The following is a 2,522-nucleotide window of genomic DNA, read 5'->3' as shown; positions in this document are numbered from 1 at the left end:
ACGTTGAAAATCGGCGAAATCGTCGACGGGAGCATCTTTCTCCCCGTCACTATACGGGGAGAAATGCCCGGCAGGGCGATGAGGGGCGACGCAAACCTCAGCTTAAAAATCGCAGCCGCGCCCCCCTCAAATCCCCTAGATGAACTGCACCTGGACGATCTCATATCCCCTGGCACCGCCAGGCGCATTGACTTCGATGGCGTCGCCGACTTCCTTGCCGATGAGCGCACGCGCGATCGGCGAGGAGATCGAGATGCGGCCGGACTTCACGTCCGCCTCCTGGTCGCCGACGATCCGGTAAGTCTTCTTTTCCTCGGTGTCCTCGTCGACCAGCACCACGGTGGCGCCGAACTTGATCTTGTCGCCGCTGAGCTTGCTGACGTCGATCACTTCGGCCCGCGCGATATAATCTTCAAGCTCGTTGACGCGGCCCTCGTTGAGGCTCTGCGCCTCTTTGGCGGCATGATATTCGGCATTTTCGGACAGGTCGCCATGCGAGCGCGCTTCGGAGATCGCCTCGATGATGCGCGGCCGCTCTTCCTGCTGGCGCCAGCGCAGTTCTTCCTTCAATGACGCGAACCCCTCGCCTGTCATCGGGACCTTGTTCATGATGCCTGACCTTTCCTGCTGCCACCCCCGCGTTTCGGGGAAAGCCTTGTCGATGGGTACAAAAAGAAAACGGGTCCGGCAGCCTCGGGCTAACGGAACCGTTTCACCGCAATTTCCCTGAATATAGCAATGTCAGCGGGTTTTTCACGCCCAAAAATCGGTTTTGCTAAAATCATCCCCGTTTTCATCAGCCAGGGCGGTGAATGAGGCTGGGGGCAGCAAAAAGCGGCCGCGATCGCTCGCGGCCGCTTGGAAGAGCCCTGGGATCTTTTCAGCTTCTCATGAAATGGTCGATCTGCTCGGCCAGCATGCCATATTCGCGCGAACCCTTGCCGGTCCGCTTCTCGATTTCCATCAGCTGTTGCCGGGCGCCGGCCAGATCGCCGATCTGCAGATGCGCTTCGCCGAGATATTCGCGCACCAGCGTGTAGTTCGGATCGATGCGCAGCGCTTCCTCGTAATAGCCGAGGCCGACGGTGACGCGGCCGGAATGGCGGTGCGAATAGCCGAGATAGTTGAGGATGCGCGGATCCTGCTTGTTGGCGGCAAGGCTGAGCACGGCGATCGCCTCGTCATAGCGCCCGGCCATCGCCAACGCGTGGCCAGCATCATAGATGCTGTCGTCGTCGAGCATGCCCTCCTGGGGTGCGACGCACTTTTTCTTCTTCTTGTCCCAGACTTCGCCCTTCTTGCATTGGGTGACCGTCTGATCGCTGCCGCCACTGTCACCGCCGGCGGCGAACACTGGAACGGCAAGGAACTGCAGCGCGACAAGGGCAGTCGCCACCTGGATCAGCACTCTTTTATGCATCGAAGCCTCCTGGAGGGTGAGAATGCAACACTAACGCCGGTCGGCTTGCGTTTCATCCCGGAAAATTGCGTGCGGAGAACATCAGGTGACGGATGCCGCAAATCCGCTATCATCCGGCAAACGACCTGAGGGAGACGGCCCTTGCAGCGGCGGCTTGAAAAGGACTGGGAGCTTTCGATCGGCCCCGACACTGTGCGCCTGTTCATCCTCAAGGCCAAGGCGCTGAGTGCGGCCGTCAATGAAGACTATGCCGATGGCGCCGAGCACGAGGTCGAACTCGATGGCGAGTCCCACGTCAACCATCACCATGACGGCCTTGCCGAGGAAAGCTCCGAGAATCTGACCGAGGAAGAGCTGCGTGAGCTGATCAACGACCTCAATGTCGATGAAGCAGCCGAACTGATCGCGCTGGCCTGGGTCGGTCGCGGCGACTACGACGCCACCGAATGGGCGGACGCGCTGGCGGCCGCGCGCGAACGCGCCAACAAGCGCACCGCGAAATACCTGCTTGGCATGCCGCTGCTCGCCGACTGGCTGGAGGAAGGGCTGGAAGCGATCGGTGCGTAACGGAGCGGTTACCGTTCGTGATGCGGCCGAGGCAACCACCTTGCGTCGGCGCCGTTGACGGCGATGGGGTCGATTGTCTTTTCCCGAACGTTCAGGATCTTGTTCGTCATGGCCGTCACGGCCTTACTGGTGATGCCGGCCGAGGCGAGACTTCGCCATCGGCATCACCAGCCGTTGACGCCGAGGATAGAGCAGCCGTTGACACCAAGAGCCGAACAGCCTCTTAAACCGCGAGGCGGAAAGCGCCTGAAACCACGAAGACATCGGTCGGTTACGCCGAAGCAGACACAGCAGAAAACGCAGTCTCCGCTGCCCTTGCCTGCCGATGCTCCGGTGCCTGGACCATCTGTTCCGGCACCAGCGCCCGGCATTCCGGTGCCGGAACCGCGCCCGGCGGACGCTCGGAAGGCTGACACTGCAAAGCCGCAGGAGCAGAAGACGGAAGCTCCGAAGACCACCGGCGCGCCCGAAGGTTCCAACGAAGAAAAATCCCGCCAGGAAAAGCAGGCACTCCCCGAGTCGTCAGTTCCCGAAC

Annotated in this window: 3 protein-coding genes and 1 pseudogene; 2 read left to right on the top strand and 2 right to left on the bottom strand. The window is 61.1% G+C overall.

What is annotated here, in order from left to right; genetic code table 11:
• Window positions 1-135 precede the first annotated feature (135 nt).
• Both greA and EN984_RS30895 read right to left on the bottom strand, forming a co-directional pair.
• Entirely contained in the window at window positions 136-609 is a 474-nt protein-coding gene (greA, locus tag EN984_RS30900; protein WP_013530066.1) for a transcription elongation factor GreA, read from the bottom strand.
• Between the two features lie 271 nt (window positions 610-880).
• Entirely contained in the window at window positions 881-1,420 is a 540-nt protein-coding gene (locus EN984_RS30895) for a tetratricopeptide repeat protein (protein WP_127270421.1), read from the bottom strand.
• A 141-nt stretch (window positions 1,421-1,561) separates the two neighbouring features.
• Here EN984_RS30895 and EN984_RS30890 point away from each other — a divergent pair, with 141 nt between their 5' ends.
• Window positions 1,562-1,987 carry a DUF3775 domain-containing protein gene (locus tag EN984_RS30890; RefSeq protein ID WP_013530064.1) on the top strand — a complete coding sequence of 142 codons (426 nt, stop codon included), beginning with the start codon at window positions 1,562-1,564 and terminating at the stop codon, window positions 1,985-1,987.
• 108 nt (window positions 1,988-2,095) lie between these two features.
• A pseudogene (locus EN984_RS38360) lies at window positions 2,096-2,522 on the top strand (extensin family protein); the annotation flags it as partial.

It is taken from the genome of Mesorhizobium sp. M7A.F.Ca.CA.004.12.1.1, assembly GCF_003997835.1.
Classification (GTDB): Bacteria; Pseudomonadota; Alphaproteobacteria; order Rhizobiales; family Rhizobiaceae; genus Mesorhizobium.
The sequence above is the reverse complement of the archived record's forward strand: the minus strand, read 5'-3'. Positions and strand labels throughout refer to the sequence as shown.

Excerpts from the sequence above, each read along its gene's own strand:
- EN984_RS30895 (WP_127270421.1), bottom strand. The coding sequence starts at position 1,420 with ATGCATAAAAGAGTGCTGATCCAGGTGGCGACTGCCCTTGTCGCGCTG.
- greA (WP_013530066.1), bottom strand. The coding sequence starts at position 609 with ATGAACAAGGTCCCGATGACAGGCGAGGGGTTCGCGTCATTGAAGGAA.